The sequence below is a fragment of the Actinoplanes sp. NPDC048796 genome, assembly GCF_040650035.1.
Classification (GTDB): Bacteria; Actinomycetota; Actinomycetes; order Mycobacteriales; family Micromonosporaceae; genus Actinoplanes.
Map to the genome: position 1 here is coordinate 201,372 of NZ_JBEZGO010000007.1, position 17,087 is coordinate 218,458.

The 17,087-nt window shown below is 70.3% G+C and carries 14 protein-coding genes; 6 read left to right on the forward strand and 8 right to left on the reverse strand.

All coding sequences use genetic code 11. The annotated features are described in order from the left end of the window. Positions 1-6: 6 nt before the first annotated feature. Positions 7-1,638, reverse strand: a complete 1,632-nt coding sequence (gene pgi / locus AB0C26_RS28160) for a glucose-6-phosphate isomerase (RefSeq protein WP_360253558.1) — start codon at positions 1,636-1,638, stop codon at positions 7-9. Positions 1,639-1,791: 153 nt separating this feature from the next. Here pgi and AB0C26_RS28165 point away from each other — a divergent pair, with 153 nt between their 5' ends. Beyond that, positions 1,792-3,825 carry a glycosyltransferase family 39 protein gene (locus AB0C26_RS28165; RefSeq protein WP_360253560.1) on the forward strand — a complete coding sequence of 678 codons (2,034 nt, stop codon included), beginning with the start codon at positions 1,792-1,794 and terminating at the stop codon, positions 3,823-3,825. Between the two features lie 203 nt (positions 3,826-4,028). Here AB0C26_RS28165 and AB0C26_RS28170 read toward each other — a convergent pair whose 3' ends face one another. The 3 genes from AB0C26_RS28170 to AB0C26_RS28180 form a co-directional block, all read right to left on the reverse strand. Further along, positions 4,029-5,132 (reverse strand): EAL domain-containing protein, encoded by a 1,104-nt coding sequence (locus AB0C26_RS28170; protein WP_360253562.1) that lies wholly within the window; start codon positions 5,130-5,132, stop codon positions 4,029-4,031. 58 nt (positions 5,133-5,190) lie between these two features. After that, entirely contained in the window at positions 5,191-5,490 is a 300-nt protein-coding gene (locus AB0C26_RS28175; protein ID WP_360253563.1) for a hypothetical protein, read from the reverse strand. A gap of 276 nt (positions 5,491-5,766) precedes the next feature. Then, on the reverse strand, positions 5,767-7,287 hold the full coding sequence (locus AB0C26_RS28180) for a DNRLRE domain-containing protein (protein WP_360253565.1): 1,521 nt from the start codon (positions 7,285-7,287) through the stop codon (positions 5,767-5,769). Positions 7,288-7,450: 163 nt separating this feature from the next. Between AB0C26_RS28180 and AB0C26_RS28185 the strand changes: the two genes are divergently transcribed. Further along, on the forward strand, positions 7,451-8,623 hold the full coding sequence (locus AB0C26_RS28185) for a dipeptidase (protein ID WP_360253567.1): 1,173 nt from the start codon (positions 7,451-7,453) through the stop codon (positions 8,621-8,623). Between the two features lie 216 nt (positions 8,624-8,839). Here AB0C26_RS28185 and AB0C26_RS28190 read toward each other — a convergent pair whose 3' ends face one another. From AB0C26_RS28190 to AB0C26_RS28200, 3 genes are all read right to left on the reverse strand, one after another. Then, complete coding sequence (locus AB0C26_RS28190) at positions 8,840-9,430, reverse strand: pyridoxamine 5'-phosphate oxidase family protein (protein WP_360253569.1); 591 nt, start codon at positions 9,428-9,430, stop codon at positions 8,840-8,842. A gap of 732 nt (positions 9,431-10,162) precedes the next feature. After that, positions 10,163-10,840 (reverse strand): response regulator transcription factor, encoded by a 678-nt coding sequence (locus tag AB0C26_RS28195; RefSeq protein ID WP_360253571.1) that lies wholly within the window; start codon positions 10,838-10,840, stop codon positions 10,163-10,165. A gap of 34 nt (positions 10,841-10,874) precedes the next feature. After that, positions 10,875-12,101: a histidine kinase gene (locus tag AB0C26_RS28200; protein ID WP_360253573.1), complete on the reverse strand. Its 1,227-nt coding sequence runs from the start codon at positions 12,099-12,101 to the stop codon at positions 10,875-10,877. Positions 12,102-12,237: 136 nt separating this feature from the next. On the opposite strand from AB0C26_RS28200, the gene AB0C26_RS28205 reads away from it, so the two are divergent. Genes AB0C26_RS28205 through AB0C26_RS28220 form a run of 4 tightly spaced genes read left to right on the forward strand, consistent with a single transcriptional unit; the run spans position 12,238 to position 16,334 of the window. Next, a complete protein-coding gene (locus AB0C26_RS28205; RefSeq protein ID WP_360253575.1) occupies positions 12,238-13,137 on the forward strand; it encodes an ATP-binding cassette domain-containing protein in 900 nt (299 codons plus the stop codon). Further along, positions 13,134-13,916 (forward strand): ABC transporter permease, encoded by a 783-nt coding sequence (locus AB0C26_RS28210; RefSeq protein ID WP_360253577.1) that lies wholly within the window; start codon positions 13,134-13,136, stop codon positions 13,914-13,916. The genes AB0C26_RS28205 and AB0C26_RS28210 overlap by 4 nt, the downstream gene beginning before the upstream one ends. 33 nt (positions 13,917-13,949) lie before the next feature. After that, the gene (locus AB0C26_RS28215) at positions 13,950-14,216 is read left to right on the forward strand and encodes a hypothetical protein (protein ID WP_360253579.1); all 267 of its coding nucleotides are present in this window, start codon (positions 13,950-13,952) and stop codon (positions 14,214-14,216) included. Between the two features lie 48 nt (positions 14,217-14,264). Then, positions 14,265-16,334: a peptidase M6 immune inhibitor A gene (locus tag AB0C26_RS28220; RefSeq protein WP_360253581.1), complete on the forward strand. Its 2,070-nt coding sequence runs from the start codon at positions 14,265-14,267 to the stop codon at positions 16,332-16,334. On the opposite strand, the gene AB0C26_RS28225 is transcribed toward AB0C26_RS28220, so the two are convergent. Beyond that, positions 16,310-17,044 carry a cyclase family protein gene (locus AB0C26_RS28225; protein WP_360253583.1) on the reverse strand — a complete coding sequence of 245 codons (735 nt, stop codon included), beginning with the start codon at positions 17,042-17,044 and terminating at the stop codon, positions 16,310-16,312. The two genes, AB0C26_RS28220 and AB0C26_RS28225, sit on opposite strands and share 25 nt — an antisense overlap. Positions 17,045-17,087: the final 43 nt, after the last annotated feature.

A 17,087-nucleotide genomic window follows, 5' to 3' on the forward strand; every position in this document is an offset into this window, starting at 1 on the left:
CAGAAATCAGCGGCCGCGGCCGGCGCGGTACAGCTGGATCAGGTTGTTCGTCGACGAGTCGTCGTCGGCGGCCGGGGCCGACGAGGCGGTCAGTTTCGGAGCGAGCTGGTTGGCCATGACCTTGCCCAGCTCGACGCCCCACTGGTCGAACGAGTTGATCTGCCAGATCGTGCCCTGGGTGAACGTGATGTGCTCGTACAGGGCGATCAGCTGGCCCAGCACCGCCGGGGTCAGCTTCGGCGCGATGATCGTCGTGGTCGGGTGGTTGCCCTGCATCACCCGGTGCGGCGCGATCTGCTCCGGCGTGCCCTCGGCGAGGACCTGCTCGAGCGTACGGCCGAAAGCAAGCGCACCCGTCTGGGCGAAGAAGTTCGACATGAACAGGTCGTGCATCTCGCCGATGTCGTGGTTGGGCTGGCTGAAACCGATGAAGTCGGCCGGGATCAGCTTCGTGCCCTGGTGGATCAGCTGGTAGAACGCGTGCTGGCCGTTCGTGCCGGGCTCGCCCCAGAAGACCTCGCCGGTCTGGTAACCCACGGAGCTGCCGTCGAGACGTACGGACTTGCCGTTGCTCTCCATGGTCAACTGCTGGAGGTACGCGGCGAAGCGGTGCAGATATTGCGAGTACGGCAGGATCGCGTGCGACTGGGCGCCGAGGAACGTGTCGTACCAGACGTTGAGCAGGCCCAGCAGCGCCGGGACGTTGCTCTCCAGCGGCTGGGTGCGGAAGTGCTCGTCGACGGTGTGGTAGCCGCCGAGCATGTCGGCGAACTGCTCCTTGCCGATCGCGATCATGACGGACAGGCCGACCGCGGACGGCAGCGAGTAACGGCCGCCCACCCAGTCCCAGAAGCCGAACATGTTGGCGGTGTCGATGCCGAAGTCGGCGACGCGGGAAGCGTTCGTGCTGACCGCCACGAAGTGCTTGGCCACCGCCGCGTTGTCACCGCCGAGGCCCTTGAGCAGCCAGTTGCGGGCCTCGGTGGCGTTGGTCAGCGTCTCCTGGGTGCCGAAGGTCTTGGAGACGACGACGAACAGGGTGGTCGCCGGGTCGAGGTCGTGCGTCTTCTCGTACAGGTCGGTGGGGTCGATGTTCGAGATGAACCGGCACTCGATCTCGGCCGCCTTGTACGCCTTCAGCGCCTCGTAGGCCATCACCGGGCCCAGGTCGGAACCGCCGATGCCGATGTTCACGACCGTCCGGATGCGCTGACCGGTGTGGCCGGTCCACTCCCCCGAGCGCACCTTGTCGCTGAACGCGCCCATGCGGTCGAGCACCTCGTGCACCTCGGCCACCACATCCTGCCCATCGACCACGAGCTTGGCCGTACGGGGAAGACGCAGCGCCGTGTGCAGCACGGCCCTGTCCTCGGTGACGTTGATGTGCTCGCCGGCGAACATCGCCGCGATCCGCTCGGTCAGCTTCGCCTTGCCGGCGAGCGCCAGCAGCGCCGACACCACCTCGTCGGTGACCAGGTTCTTGCTGTAGTCGACGGTCAGGTCGGCCACCGTGGCGGTGAAGCGCTCGGCGCGCTTCGAGTCGCTGCCGAACAGGTCGCGCAGGTGCACCGCCGAGAACTTCTCGGCCTGGCCCTGCAGCGCCTGCCATTCGGCGCTGTCGGAAACGTGTTCGCTCATTGACCTTGTCTCTCGCTCGAAACCCGGACTCTCATCCTCATCCTGGCACGAATCGCAGCGCGGCGACGGCGACGCAGTGGAGATCACTACCTCATAGACGGCACACAGGCCGGCCACAGAGCCGCCACGGCCCCGCCGCCGACCGTGGACGCCATGACGACCTTGATGGAACGACCAGCGGCGGCCGCGCCCCGGCACGAGGCCCCGGCCCCTCGCAGACCGCGCCGGTGGCCTGTCCTGGTGCTGCTCGCGGCGACCGCCGTCCTCTATCTGTGGGACCTGAGCGCCTCCGGATACGGCAACAGCTTCTACGCCGCGGCCGCGCAGGCCGGATCGCAGAGCTGGAAGGCGTGGCTGTTCGGCTCGCTCGACGCGGGCAACGCCATCACGGTCGACAAACCACCCGCTGCGATGTGGGTCATGGGCCTGTCCGCCCGGATCTTCGGCGTGAACAGCTGGTCCATCCTGGCCCCGCAGGCCCTGATGGGCGTGGCCAGCGTCTGGTTCCTGTACGCGGCGGTGAAGCGCTGGTTCGGTACGGCGGCCGGCCTGACCGCGGGGGCGGCGCTGGCGCTGACCCCGGTCGCGGTGCTGATGTTCCGCTACGACAACCCGGACGCCCTGCTCGTGCTGCTGATGACGGCCGGCGCCTACACGACGGTCCGGGCGGTCGAGAAGGCGTCCTGGAAGTGGCTGGCGCTGACCGGCGTGCTGCTGGGCTTCGGCTTCCTGACCAAGATGATGCAGGCGTTCCTGGTGCTGCCGGCGTTCGCGCTGGTCTATCTGGTGGCGGCGCCGACGGGGCTGGGCAAGCGGATCCGGGACCTGCTGGTGGCCGGCCTCGCCCTGATCGTCTCGGCCGGCTGGTACGTGCTGCTGGTCGAACTGTGGCCGGCGTCGTCCCGCCCGTACATCGCGGGGTCGACGAACAACTCGCTGTGGGAGCTGGCGCTCGGCTACAACGGCCTGGGCCGCATCCTCGGTGGCTCCGGCAACGGAGGGGGTGGCGGTGGCGGCCAGAACACGTCGTTCGGCGGCGCCACCGGCATCGGCCGCCTCTTCGGCTCCTCGATGGGCCTGGAGATTTCGTGGTTGCTCCCGGCGGCGCTGATCGCGCTGGTCACGGTGCTGGCGGCGACGTGGACGGCGCCGCGCACCGACCGGGCCCGCGCGGCGATGCTCCTGTGGGGCGGCTGGGTTCTGGTCACCGGCCTGACGTTCTCGTACATGAGCGGCACGATCCACCCGTACTACACGGTGGCGCTGGCTCCGGGCGTCGCGGCGCTGGTGGGCGCCGGCGGGCGAGTGCTGTGGCTCTACCGGACCCGGGTGTGGGGCCGAGTGATGCTGGCGGCGATGGTCCTGGCCACGGCGGTGTGGGGCTGGGTGCTGCTGGGCCGGGCCGACTGGCTGCCGATTCTGCGCTGGGCGTCGCTGGGACTGGGCGCGGTGTTCGCCGTGGCGCTGCTGGTGCCGGCGTCACGGCTGCGCCGCTGGGGGGTGGTCGCCCTGGTGGCGGCGATCCTCTCGGCCGGCGCGGGAGGCGCCGCCTACGCGGCGGCGACGGCCACGGTGGCCCACACGGGTTCGATCCCCACGTCGGGCCCGTCGTCCGCCGCCGGCGGCATGGGCGGTTTCGGTGGCGGTACGCGGGGTGGCGCCTTCACTCCCAACGGCACCCCACCCGGCTCGTCCTCTTCGTCCAGCTCGTCATCCACTGGCTCGCCGACCGGACCCTCGTCGGCCGGCGGCGAGGCGACCGGCGACGGGGCGACCGGCGGCGAGGCGACCAGCGACGGCGCCACCGCGGGCGGCGGGCCCGGTGGTGGGGGCACGAGCAGCAACTCGGAGCTGAACGCCCTCCTCGAGGCCGGCACCACGAAGTGGAGCGCCGCCGTCAGCGGCGCCACCTCCGCCGCCGATCTCGAACTGGCCACCGGCACCTCGGTGATCGCCCTGGGCGGCTGGAACGGCGGCGACGCCTCACCGACCTTGGAGCAGTTCGAGGCCTATGTGGCGGCCGGCCAGATCCACTACTACATCTCCGGCGGCGGCATGGGCGGAGGCGGCATGGGCGGCACCACCACGGAGGCCGGCAAGATCGCTGCCTGGGTGGCCGAGCATTACACCGCCACCACGGTCGGCAACACCACCATCTTCGACCTGACTCAGACCGCCACCAGCTGATCCTCCGGACCGGCCGAACGCAGTACAGGAGCCCCGCGTCCCGCCGGACGCGGGGCTCCGCCGGCCCACGGCTTCGGGTGGCCAGGGTGACCAGAGTCTTCAGCCCGGATGCCGGCGCTACGGCCCGGTGTCGCACTCAGCCCGCTTCGCCGGGCCCGGAAGGGCGCCGATGCGGTGGGGTGGCCGACGCCGCGTACAACTTCCTAGGAGGCTAGTTCGAAAGGGCAAGCGAGAAATTTCAGGGCTTCCGAGGCCGGCAGCGGGCGGGAAAGCAGATATCCCTGGGCGTAGTCGCAGCCCATGTCGCGCAGGATGCTCAGCTCCTCGGTGTCGGTGAGCAGGACACTCTCGGTCATCTCCAAGGTGAGCAGGTGCGGCGGCATGCCGGTTTCGGCCAGAACCTCGGCGACCGTGCCGGCCAGGTCTCCCGTCTCGAACTGGCGGACCGAGACGTTCACCGCCATGTGCACGCCGCCCCAGGCCACCGCCTGCCGGCATGCCGTGGCCATGACCCAGCGGCCCAGCGGCCCGATCAGGCCGGTCGACTCGGCGACGCCGATGAAGTCGAGCGGCGGCACCAGGCCGTGCACCGGATGCTGCCAGCGGACCAGCGCCTCGAAACCCACTACCTCGCCGGTACGCAGGTCGACCGGCGGCTGGTAGTGCAGGACCAGTTCGTCGCGGTCGAGAGCATGGCGCAGGTCGTCGGCGAGCGACACCCGCCGCATCAGCGCGTCGTGCATGCTCGGGTGGTACGCCGTCCATCTGCCGCCGCCGGCCTCCTTCGACCGGTACATGGCCAGGTCGGCGTTGCGCTGCAACTGTTCGATGTCGCTCGCGTCCACAGAGGACGCGATGCCGATGCCCGCGCCCGCGCGGACCTCGCGCCCGTCGATCACGAACGGGGCTTCGAGCTCGCCGAGGACGCGGTCGGCGACGTCCACCGGCGAGCCGGTCGGCACGATCACCGCGAACTCGTCGCCGCCGAGGCGGGCGACCAGATGCGGCTCGGCGGCGCGCAGCCGCCGCGCCACCTGCACGAGCAGCTGGTCGCCGGCGGCGTGTCCGAGACTGTCGTTGATCTCCTTGAAGCCGTCCAGGTCGAGGAAGAGGATCGCCACCTCGCCCTCGCCGACGGCCGCGGCCAGCCGCTCGCGGAACAGGCTGCGGTTGGCCAGGCCGGTCAGCGCGTCGTGACCGGCGTCGTGGCGCAGACGCTCCTGGAGGCCGCTGGCCTCACTGATGTCACGGGTGTTCAGGACCAGACCTTTGATGTACGGGTCGTCGAGCAGATTCGTGATGGTCATCTCGGCTCGGCGCTCGACCCCGTCGGCATGGCGGATCATCACGGGCCGGTGACGTCGGTCAGCCGGACGCCGACCGAGTCACCGACGCGGTATCCGAAGATCCGCTCGATCGACGAGCTCGGGAAGCGGACCGTCGCGTCGGCGTCGAGCCACGATCAACAGGATCGAGAAGAAACGGCACCAGGGCGAGCGCGCACAGCGCCACCGTGCCCAGGATCATGTCGGCCACCGGATGGCTGATCGCGTACGGATGACCGGCCGCGAGCGCCGGCTGGATGACCAGGTTCCAGCAGATCACGAACAGGGACGTCGTGATGAGCAGCGCGTCGACGAAGCCGAGGGCCACCCGGATCCGCATGCCCGCATGGTCGGGATCCGGGCGGGGCAGTTGAGACAAACGCGGCGGCTCCCTGGGGAGAGCCGCCGCGCGAAGACTACTTCTTCTTCTTTTTCTTGTCTTTCTTGTCCTTCTTGTCCTTCTTGGACTTCTTCGCCATGGCGGACCCCCTTTCCAGCATTCCCACGTCAGTGGTTAACGGTACGGAAAGGGAGCACTACGGGAAGTCAAACGAGTGTGAACAATGGGTGTCACAGGACACCTGGGATTCGGTTGACCTCGCCCACCACGCCTGTATCAGCCCAGCTTGACCTGGAAGACCGGGTCGGCGGCGAGCTTCTTGAACGCGGCGAGCGCCGGGGCGGTGCTGTTGATGCTGATGTCGCGGTCGCCCTCGTCGTCCCTGGCGGTGTCGAAGTACACGATTGCCTTGATGGCCGGCCGCTTGGCCAGCTCGGGCAGGACGCTCTGGTAGACCGGCGCCTTGTCGGCGGTCTTGCCCACGCGGTGGTAGGCGCCCCACTCGGCGACCATGAGCGGCTTGGCGGCGTGCTTGGTGGTGGCCCACTCGTAGAAGCCGAGGCCACCGCCGGTCGGCGCGCGGTCGAGCAGGTCGTTGAACTTGCCGTAGTGGTAGTAGCCCTTCTCGGCGCTCACGTACGAGTCGAGACCCATCCAGTCGACGACGTCGTCACCGGGGTACAGGTCCTTCCACCAGCTCTGCGCCATCCACTTCTCGTTGCCCATGTACGCCATCACGTTGATCACGTTGGTGGCGCCCTTGGCCCGCAGCCGCTCGATGGTGTGGCGGTACATCGCGGCGAAGTCCTTCGCCTCGAAGCCCGAGCCGGCCCGGGCCACGACGTCGTTCTCCGGCTCGTGGTTGATGGCGAGGAAGAACTTCTTGCCGTACGCCTTGGCGCGCGCGGCGAAAGCGTCGATGCGCTTGTCCTGCTCGCCCCTGGCGACCTTGGCCCAGTTCGAGCCGTACGCGATCTTCCAGTTGGTCAGGAGCACGCGCGGGTTCGCGGCGTCCGCGGTCATCGCGATCTCGGCCTTGGTCGGGAAGAGCTCGTCGCCCTTGTGGTACGTGTGGAAGATGGTCGAGGTGCGGCCGCTGAGCTTCTCCCAGTCCTTGAGGGCCTGGTCGCGGGGGGCGTCGGTGAAGCCGCCGGCCGCCGCGCCCCAGAGGACACCGCAGGTGGGGACGAGCTTGTCACCCGTCGTGCAGTCCTTTCCGGCCGCCGGCACTGGCGGCGACGTGTCGCCTTCCGTGGTCACCTCGAGGACCGGGGCGCCGGTCTTGGCCTCGGCCGAGTTGAAGCGCATGGCCGACGACGCCGAGGTCAGGGCGAACGCGTACGTGCCCGGGCCCGTGATCGACTTGCCCAGGTCGACGGAGAAGGTGCCGCTCGGGGTGGCGGTGCCGACGACGGCGCCGAGCGTGGGCGCGGTGGCGCCGGTCAGCTTGCCCTCGGTCCAGGCGGTGCTGGTCACCTTGCGAACGCTGAGCTGGCCGGCGAACTTCGCCTGCGCGGTCAGGGTCAGGCGGGCCGACGCGACGTTCGTACCGGCCGGAACCGCGAACTTGAGGAAGGAGGTCTTGGTCTCCTTGCCGATCACGCCGGCGACCAGCTTGTCCTCGGCGCCGAAGACGGTGCCGGTGCGGACCGTGGAGACGTAGGTGTCGTCACCGGCGGCGAGCTTGATCGTCGCGCCGGTGCCGGCGACGGCCGTGGTGCCGGTCAGGGCGGTGGCGCCCGCACCAGCGAGCACGGCGGTCAGGACCGAATACCTCTGCAGCTTCGAACGACGCAACTTGACGAACTCCCCCGCTGTGTCCGGCACCTTCGTGGCCGGGCATGGGAAAGAGATTCCAGGCCGCCCGGTGCGCGCCCGGTGCCCCGGACGGTGCGGTCAGGTTGCGGAGGCGGTTTTCCTCAACTTGCGCTTCTCGGCCTCGCTCAGGTAGCCAGACAGGATGATGCCGATCATCGACGGGCACAACGACCTGCCCATGCAGTTGCGCGGACGCTACGGATACGCGGTCGACGGGCTCGACGAGCCGCGGCCGGAGTTGCAGACGGACCTCCCCCGTCTGCGGGCCGGCGGGGTGGGCGGGCAGTTCTGGTCGGTGTACGTGCCCGGCGACCTGAGCGAGCCCGAGGCGGTCGTGGCGACCATGGAGCAGGTCGACGCGGTCTACCGGATGGTGGCGGCGTATCCGGACGACTTCGCCATCGCCTACAGCGCGGACGACGTCACCCGCGCCATCGAGGCCGGAAAAATCGCGTCGCTGATCGGCATCGAGGGCGGCCACAGCCTGGCGTCGTCGCTGGGCGTTCTGCGGTCGTTCGCCCGCTTGGGCGTACGGTACGTGACCCTCACCCACAACGAGAACCTGTCCTGGGCCGACGCGGCGGTGCGGGAACCCCAGGTGGGCGGCCTGAACGACGAGGGCCGAGCGGTGGTCCGCGAGATGCAGCGCATCGGCGTGCTGGTCGACCTGTCCCACGTCGCCCCGGTGACGATGCACGCGGCCCTGGACACGGCGTTCGCTCCAGTGATCTTCAGCCATTCCGGCGTACGGGCCCTGCACGATCACCCGCGCAACGTCCCCGACGACGTCCTGACCCGCCTGCGCGACAACGGCGGCGTCATCCAGCTCACGTTCGTGGCCCCGTTCGTCTCGGCCGAGGCCCGCGCCTGGTCGGCCGCCGCCGACGAGGAACTGGCCCGACTGGGCCTGCCGGTGGCGGGCTGGCCCCGGGCGCCCCGCCCCGGCGAGGAGCCGTCGGCGGTCCAGGACTGGCCCGGCCCCGACCCGATGGAGCACCCGTCGTTCACCCCGTGGCTGTCGGCCAACCCCCGCCCGCCGGTACCCGCCACGCTGGTGGCCGACCACGTGGAGCACGCCCGCGACGTGGCCGGCGTCGACCACGTGGGCCTGGGCGGCGACTTCGACGGCACCACGGAACTCCCCGACGACCTGCGCGACGTCTCCGGCTACCCGCGCCTGCTGGCCGAACTGTCCAGCCGTGGCTGGTCAGGCCCGGAACTGGACAAACTCACGGGCGGCAACATCCTCCGCGTCCTGCGCGAATCAGAGCGCCTGGCCCAGGAGCCTCTCTGGCCCTTGTCGCCGGCCCGCTGACGGCATCCCGGTGGCGCCCCCAGTGCAAGTGGGGCGCCACCGCCCTTTCCGCTACTGCTCTTTACGCCCGCAGCCCTTCACGCCCGCAGCCCCTCACGCCCGCAGCCCTTCACGCCCGCAGCCCCTCACGCCCGCAGCCCCTCACGCCGCTGGCTTTTGCGCCGCTGGCTTTTGCGCCGCTGGCTTTTGCGCCGCTGGCTTTTGCGCCGCTGGCCTTCACGCCGCCGCGTCGGCCGGCGGAATCGGGCGCAGCCGGGCCGGGGCCGGCACGAAGTAGTCGCTCTTCTTGGGCTGCTCAACGGCGGCCTCCCGCCCACGCTGCCGCGGAACGGGCATCATGCGCGGAATGTGCTTCGCGCAGTGGATGTAGGCCTCCTGAACCCGGGCCACGACCCACACCTGGGCCCGAAGCCCCGGCGGCACATCATCCTGCACACCGGGGTCCTCGACGATCTCAGCCGTGCCGTTGACGTGCAGCCCGATCGAGTCCTGAAAGTCGACGAAGAGAAGCCCGACGTGCCCGTTCTCGGTGATGTTGCCCAGACTCGCCATGACCCCGTTGCCCCGATACTCGGGCCAGCTCAGGTGCTCCTCGTCCAGCACCCGCACGAACCCGGCCGGCCCGGCCCGGAAGGTGCTGTCACATTCCCCACCGGCATCAGCGGTCGCCAGGAACATCATCTCCTGCCGCCCGATGAACTGCCGCATCCTGTCATTGAGGCGGTGCAGGGTCTGCCGCTCCGCAAAGGCGTCCGCCCGCTCCCGAGTACCGAGCGTGTCCTGCAGCCGCCGCTCACCGTGGTTCATGATGGCCCTCCAGCTCCCGGATCCCTCCCGCTGCGCGACAGTTTCACATCGTGCGCACGAGATCGCACTGAGTCACATGCACCACCCGGCATACAAAGCTCCACCCCGAATCAACACCGTTGACGCAGCCCAGCCTCCCCTTCCCCACGAACCCCACCACCAGCACTTGTCACTCGATCGGGTGACATGAGAGAACACTTCACGCAGCCACTTCACGCTGTCCACTGGCCGCATCGCGAGCCCCGCCGCCACAGACGGCCGAGCAACCGCCGCGCCACCCCCTGCCCACCCGCTTCGGACACAGCCGGCCCGCCGCCCCCGCCCACCCGTTCCGGACGCCGGCGGCCCGCTGCGCTCCCGCCCACCCGCTTCGGACACGGCCGGCCACCTGCGCCCCGCCACCCGCTTCGGACACGGCCGACCCGCCGCGCCCCCGCTGCAGACGCAGCCGGCCCGCTGCGTTCCCACCCACCCGATTCGGACACGGCCGAACCGCCGCGCCCCCGCCTCAGACGCAGCCGGCCCGCTGCGTTCCCACCCACCCGATTCGGACACGGCCGAACCGCCGCGCCCCCGCCTCAGACGCAGCCGGCCCGCTGCGCTCCCACCCACCCGTTTCGTCCACAGCAGGCCCGCTGCGACTGCCGTCGGGCACAGGCGCACTCGGCGCATGCGCGGTCCGCTTCGCCTCGCCCAGCGCGGTCGCGGCGCCCGTTCTCCGGCTTGCCGGGCTCAGACGAGGCCGGCGTCGTGAACCAGGAGGGCGACCTGGACGCGGTTGTTCAGCTCCAGCTTGATCAGGAGGCGGGACACGTGCGCCTTCACGGTGGCGATCGACATGTACAGGTCGGAGGAGATCTCCGCGTTCGACCGCCCCTGCCCGAGCGCGAGAGCGACCTCCCGCTCCCGCTCGCTGAGCCGGTCGAGCCGTTCGGCGGCACGGACCTGCGACGGTTGCGCCGGCGCCGCCACATGCGCGATCAGCTGCCGCGTCACCGTGGGTGACAGCATCGCCTCACCCTGCGCCACCCGCCGAACCGCCCGCAGGATCTCCGCCGGCGGTGTGTCCTTGAGCAGGAACCCGCTGGCCCCGGCCCGCAAGGCCCGCAACACGTACTCGTCCGCGTCGAACGTCGTCAACACGATCACTTCGGGCGCCCCGCTCCGCGCCCGCAGCGTCTCGGTCGCAGCGAGCCCGTCGACTTTCGGCATCCGGATGTCCATCAGCACCACGTCGGGCCGGTGCGCCGCCACGGCCCCCGGCACTTCGGCACCGTCCGAGGCCTCGCCCACCACTGCCACGTCGGCGGCCGCCGACAGGATCATCGTCAGCCCAGCCCGAACAAGCGCGTCGTCGTCGACGACCAGCACCCGGATCGCCTCCCCCGCCGGCCCGGCGTTGTCACTCACCGACGCACTCCTCGGATCGGGCCGCGGGCGGAGCTCACGAGGGCCACGGAAGCCACGCGGTGAGCGCGAACTGGTTGTCGGGGGTGCGCCCATGTTTCAGGCGACCACCGGCCAGGGTGGCCCGCTCGGTGAGGCCGATCAGCCCCGTCCCTGTGCCGGGGATGGCGACCGACGGGTTCAGCAGGGGCCAGGGATTGCGGATGTTGATGGTCAGGCCATCGCCCGCGGCGCCGTCGACAGCGACTTCCACCGTCGTGCCGGGCGCGTGCTTGCGAGCGTTCGTGAGGCCTTCCTGCACGATCCGGTACGCCGTCCGGCCCGTACCGTCCGGCACGGTGGCGGGCTCGATCCGTACATCCAAGCGGACCTTGACTCCCGCCGAGCGTGACTCGTCGGCCAGGGCGGGCAGCGCGCCGAGCGTGGGCTGGGGCGGCTCGGGCGCGCCCTCGTGCCCTTCGGCCCGCAGCACGCCGATCACCTCGCGGAGGTCCTGCAACGCTTGGTGGGCGCTGGCCCGGATGACGCCGGCGGCGGTCGCCACGTCATGCGGCGCCGCGTCGGGCTTGATCTCGAGCGCGCCCGCGTGCAGGCTCAGCAGCGAGATGCGGTGGGCGAGCACGTCGTGCATCTCGCGGGCGATCCGGTTGCGCTCGAGCGAGCGCGCCTGGGCCACCCGCAGCTGCTGCTCCGACTCGGCGCGCTCCGCGCGGTCGCGCAGCGACAGCACCAGCTGGCGCCGGGAGCGGACCACCATGCCCCAGAGGCAGACGATCACGATGATGACCGCACCCCACGCCGTCGACTCCCAGTAGGGGTCCTTGCCCTCGGGCCGCAGCACGGGGAAGGCGGCGTTGGTCAGCACCGCCGCGCCGGCGAACACCGCCATGACCACGAACCGGCGATGCACCGCCACGGTGAACAGCACGATCAGGCAGGTGATGGCCGCGGCCACCGAGAACAGTGAGACCAGCATGGCGAACGTGGCCAGCGGAATCAGCCAGCGGCCACGCCGCCACCACAGGCCGAGCCCCGCGATGGTGCCGGCCGCGAAATCGAGCCAGATCATCCAGGTCGGCGCCCCGTCCCATTCCGGCACCACGCTCGGGTCGGTCTGCAACAGGTCGATCGTGACGAGCAGCGTGAAACCGTAACCAAGCGTGAAGCAGAGCAGATCGATCACCCAGTCGCGGGTGGATCGGCGCGTCGGGACGGCCGACTCCAGCCCGGCCGGTAACAGCCACTGATACTCAGGCTTCAGCATTCCCACGAAGGCGACTTTACGAGCCGGTGCGCGTCGGCCGATACCTACCAAAGTAGGTGTTCGGCCCCTACCAAGGTTTCTTGCCGGCGACCTCCGGCCGACGCGCCGGCCCGGCCGGCACCGCCACGCTGGAAGCATGATCACGGTCGAACATCTCACCAAGAGGTACGGCAACCATCCCGCCGTCGACGATGTGTCGTTCTCCTGCGAGCCGGGCACGGTAACCGGTTTCCTCGGGCCGAACGGCGCCGGCAAGTCGACCACCATGCGCATGATCTGCGGCCTCACCCCGCCGTCGTCCGGAACGGCTACCGTGAGCGGGCTCCCGTACCGGCGGCTCGGCAACCCCGGCCGCCACGTCGGGGTCCTGCTCGACGCCTCCGCCCAGCATGCCGGGCGGACCGGCCGCGAGGTCCTCAGCCTGGCCGCGCTCACCATGGGCGTCGACACCCGCGAGGTGCCCCGCGCGCTGGACCGGGTGGGGCTCAACGCGACGGCCGCCAAGCGCCGGGTACGGGCGTACTCGCTCGGCATGCGGCAGCGGCTCGGACTGGCCTTGGCCCTGCTGGGCGACCCGGCGGTGCTGATTCTGGACGAGCCGGCGAACGGCCTCGACCCGGAAGGCATCTTCTGGATGCGTGGCCTGCTGCGGGAGTTCGCCGACCGGGGCGGCACGGTACTGCTCTCCTCCCATCTGCTCCGCGAGGTCGAGGCGGTCGCCGACCACCTGGTCGTGATCGGCGGCGGCCGCATCGTCGCCCAGGGCGACAAGGCGGAGCTGCTCGCCGCCTCCGGCACCCTGGTCCGGGCGCTCGACCCGGCCGGGCTCGACCTGGTGCTCAAGCGCGCCGGTCTGGCCGGGACGAAGACGACCGACGGGGGCGTCGTCGTCCAGGCCGGCGCCGAGGCGATCGGGCGGGCCGCGGCCGACGCCGGACTGGTACTGATCGAGCTCCGCCCGGCCGGTAGCGGCGGGCTGGAGCAGATGTTCCTCACCCTGACCGCCGGTGATTCCGTGAAGGAGGCTGTCCGATGACCGCCGTGCTCGAGACCCCGCCGCAGATCGAGCGGGCCGGCACCCGTCCGGTGCCGATCGGCCGGCTCACCGTGATCGAGTTGCGGAAGCTGGCCGACACCCGGGCCGGGCTGTGGCTGCTCATCGTGATCGCCTTCGCCACGGCCGCCACCTCGGCGATCATGATCGGCTGGGCGCCCGACGAGGAGCAGACGTTCCAGGAGTTCTTCCAGTTCGGCCTGCTGCCCTCGTCCGTGCTCCTGCCGGTGCTGGGCATCCTGTCCATGACCGGCGAGTGGTCGCAGCGCACCGCGCTGACCACGTTCACCCTGGTGCCGGCGCGCGGCCGGGTCATCGGGGCCAAGCTGATCGCCGGGGTGCTGATCGCCGTCGCGTCGACCGCGGCGGCGCTGGCGCTGAGCGCCGTGGCCAACCTGCTGGGGGCGGCCCTCGGCGGCGACGGCTCCTGGACCATCGACGGCTCGGTGATCTGGCAAGGCGTCGCCTTGCAGGTGATCTTCGTTCTGATGGGCATCGGTTTCGGTGCCCTGCTGCTGAACACGCCGCTGGCGATCGTCGCCTTCTTCGCCGTGCCGATGGTCTGGAGCATCCTCGGCGGGACGATCAAGGCCCTGCGGACCGCGGCCGAGTGGATCGACATCAACACCACGACGACGGCCATGTCGGAGCCGGGCATGACCTCGGGCGAGTGGGCCCGGGTCGGTGTCTCCGCCGCGGTGTGGGTGGTGCTGCCGCTCGCTCTCGGCGTGTGGCGCGTCCTGCGCCGCGAGGTCTCGTAGTTTGCCGGCGGCTGGGCGGGGGTACCGTGGCGCATGCCCATCGGTGCCCAGCCGCCCGGCCGTCGCGGCACGGTCGATCAGCCCTACAGCGCGCTGAACCTGCGGCTCGTCCTCGCCGCGTTCGGTTTCGTCGTGTGCACGGTGCTGGCGATCCTGCTGTTCCGCTCGGGCTGGACGGTTCCGGGCTGGCTGCTGCTCGCCTGGGCCGTCGTGGCGGTGGTCGACATGGTCGTCGTCCAGCTGCGCCGGCGGGCTCGCCGCCGCGCCGAGGGCGATCGCGACCACTCGGTGTTCGAATAGCCGCATGTTGCCGGTCCGCCCGGCACGTGACGGGTAGCGTCCCCGTTCATGGACCGCGTCCGCTTCGCAGCCTTTGCGGCGATCGCCCTTCTTATCCCCCTGGCCGTCGCACCCAGTCCCGCGATGGCCGATCGGGACCAGGCCGGCGCGGCCGCGGACACCCGCGAGCTCGACCGCACCCAGTTCACCTTCGACGGGCGGGTGCTGCCGAAGGAACCCCGATATCGGCCGCACGTGCGGTCCCGGGCGGCGGCCGAGCCGAAGCCGACACCACCGGTGGGCACCGCGCGGAACTGGCTGGGACTCGACGACACGAGCGGCCAGTTCTACGGCAAGAAGTACACGCTGCGGGCGGTCGGCCGGCACATCGAGGTGTGGGTGGCCGAGGACCTCGCCTTCCCGGCGACGGACTGCCGCAAGAACTCGGTGGAGGTCACCGACGCGCAGGTGGCCGATCTGATCGACGAGTTCGACCGGAAGATCTACCCCTTGGAGACCGCGGTCTTCAGCACGCCACCCAGCCGCGACGGCACGAAAGCCACGGCGGCCGGCGATTTCACCGGTGACGGCGACAAGACGGTCACCCTGGTCGACAACGTCCGCGACGCCAACTTCTTCACTTTCCCCAAGGCGGTCACCTACACCGCCGGATTCTTCTCGTCGCAGCTCAACGAGCTGTTCGACCGCAACGTCATGACCATCGACGCGTACGACTGGAAGCACCGCCTCGGCGCCGACCCGGCGCACGATCCGGCCGGTGACCTGTGCACGAGCCGGCCCGCCCGGCCGCGGATGTACGAGTCGACGTTCGCCCACGAGTGGCAGCACCTGCTCGAGTATTACGCCGACCCGCGGGAGGCCAAGTGGCTCAACGAGGGGCTGGCCGATTTCGCGCAGACCCTCGTCGGTTACGTGGACGCCCGCTCCAAGGTCGACGAGCCCGGCAACGACACGCACATCATGTGTTTCCAGGGGTTCGGCCCCGTCAAGACGAAGTACAACGCGAACCCGCGCGACTGCGGCGGCCCGCAGAACTCGCCGAACCTGTGGGACGAGGGCACGCCCAGCGAGGTGCTGGCCGATTACGGCCTCGTCTATCAGCTCATGCTGTATCTGCGGGACCGGTTCGGCCTGCGGACGATCTCGCTGCTGCACCGCGACGGGATGCGCCAGGGCCTGGCCGCGATCCAGGCGGCGCTGCCGACCGGCGTGCCGCTGTACGACGTGTTGCACGACTTTCAGACGATGACGCTGGTCGACCGGATCGCCGGCGAGCCCGGCGGCACGGTGATCGGGACGGAGGCCGGGAAGGTCACGGCCAAAAGCTTGCGATCGACGGTCAACCTCGGCAACAAGGCCCTGTACGCCGAGCCCGGAGCGGCACCCAACGGCGCCGATTACGTGCCGTTGCCGACACCCGTCCGGTCGCTCAGCTTCGCCGGGGCCACGCACCTGCCACCGCTGCCGACCGGCTGGCGGGTGGCCGAGAAGACGCTTTTCTCCGGCAACACCGACGACCTCGACTCGCACGCCGTCCGGGCCGTCACTGTCCCGGCCGGCAAGCCCGCGCTGACGCTCGAGACCTCCTACGCGCTGGAGGACCGATACGACTACGGCTATGTGACAGTGTCGACCGACGGCGGGCGTACCTACATGGCGCTGCGCGGCGACCGCACCAGTGTCGGGCCGCTGGGTTTCGGGATCACCGGAACCAGCAACGGTGTCGTCTCCGCGCGGTACGACCTCACCTCGTACGCGGGAAAGAACGTCCTTTTGGGTCTGCGGTTCGTGACTGACGCCGGCGGTAGCCGGGGCGGATGGCGGATCGGCACGATCACGCTGGACGGGCAGACGCTCAGCGATGGCTCCACGCTGGACGGATGGACCTCGCCCACGTCGATCAGGCCCGTCGCGGTGCACAACTGGCACGTGCGGCTCGTCGGGCTCGGCGAGGACCGGGTGGAGATCGTGACGCTGGACGAGTTCGCCCGGCTCGCCTCCTATCCCCAGGTGGTGGCGATCGTGTCCTACGACGAGCCGACCGAGAAGATCAAGCAGTACGCGCCATACCGCCTGACGGTCAACGGCGTGCTTCAGCCAGGCGGCAGCAAGCCGTAGATGAGCGCGGTCGAGCCGGAACCGGCCTTGTTGATCTGGCCGCCGCAGAGGACGTAGGCGCCCGTCGGCGGGAGCGCGGCCAGGTTGGCCAGGCACTCCAGGCTGATCCGATGACGCTGATAGACCAACCGGGACACCGCCAGACCGGTGTCCCGGCCCGGGTCGGGGCCGAAGGTGTCGGTCCCCGTGCCACCCCTGCGGCCGAGCCGGCCCGTGTCGATCAGCCAGCGCACCGTCTCGAGGGCGAAGCCCGGCTGGTGGAGCACTCCTCCGGCATCCGCGTTGAGGAAGGCCTCCGTGCCCCAGCGCTGGTCCCACCCGGTCCAAATGATCACCATCGACTCGTCCGGGATGCGGCCGTGCCGCCGCTCCCACTCCTCGACATCGGCGATCGTCACCTCGTAGTCCGCGTCGCGCGCGCACTGCTCCCGCACGTCGATCCGCACCGCCGGCAGGCATAGGTCCTCCAGGTCGAGCTCGTCGGCCAGCGGCTGGCCGGAACTGAAATGGCCGGGCGCACCCCAGTGGGTGCCGGTGTGCTCGCCCTCGTGGACGAGGCGCAGGTAGAACCCCTCCTGTCCGATGGTGGCCACCGTCTCGAGCTCGAAAGCCGGGTCGCCGGGATAGACGACGGTGGTGTCGGGGTCGTTGAGGTGGGACAGGCTGATCAGTCGGGGCGGCGCCCAACTGCCGGCGGCGGATCGGGTCATGCGCACACATTGACACTGTCACGATGACAGTGTCAAACTCGTT